The sequence below is a fragment of the Blautia sp. 210820-DFI.6.14 genome, from assembly GCF_020558815.1.
Classification (GTDB): domain Bacteria; phylum Bacillota; class Clostridia; order Lachnospirales; family Lachnospiraceae; genus Blautia_A; species Blautia_A obeum.
In genome coordinates this window covers 1-533 of the sequence record NZ_JAJCKS010000096.1, presented here as the reverse complement: position 1 = coordinate 533, position 533 = coordinate 1, and the positions used below count along the sequence as shown (strand labels likewise).

Sequence of the window (533 nt, the reverse complement as noted above, 5' to 3'; positions counted from 1 at the left end):
TACCTCCTGCCGTTTTTCTTAATCATATACCTTTTAAAAGATATATACAAACTGGAAGTTGTCCTTATGCCAAGTTTACTTGTCAATCACAAAATAAGCAATCACCATTACCAAAGAAATGGTCAATCCTATATAAAACTCGGGGAATGCTAATCGAATGCTATTCTGTAAACTGACTTCACCGGTGACAGTCAATGTATGCCAGGTGAGGAATTTATATATTTCGGAGACCACAATCCCAATCACGCCTAATGCGCCTAAACTTTTACTAACAACTCGTTTCTTGACGGGAAACCATACTCCTAAAACAAACAAAATGACAGACACTATTCCAATAGGATTGAGCAGATTTATCAAGCCGGTAATTTCCTGTACACCTTTTAATCCGCCATATTGGTTAAATAACATTGGTAATAAACTGATCAGAAACGCTATTGATAGAATTATTTTCTTTTTCATCCATTCACACTCCTTCGCCAAATTCCGATTTTTCGTTCTCTGCGACTTCCCAATAAACGGGAATTTTACGCTTT

The 533-nt window shown here is 36.6% G+C and carries 1 protein-coding gene; it reads right to left on the bottom strand.

Translation table 11 applies throughout. The annotated features are described in order from the left end of the window. Window positions 1-75: 75 nt before the first annotated feature. On the bottom strand, window positions 76-459 hold the full coding sequence (locus LI112_RS17885) for a hypothetical protein (protein ID WP_097779536.1): 384 nt from the start codon (window positions 457-459) through the stop codon (window positions 76-78). Between the last annotated feature and the right edge of the window lie 74 nt (window positions 460-533).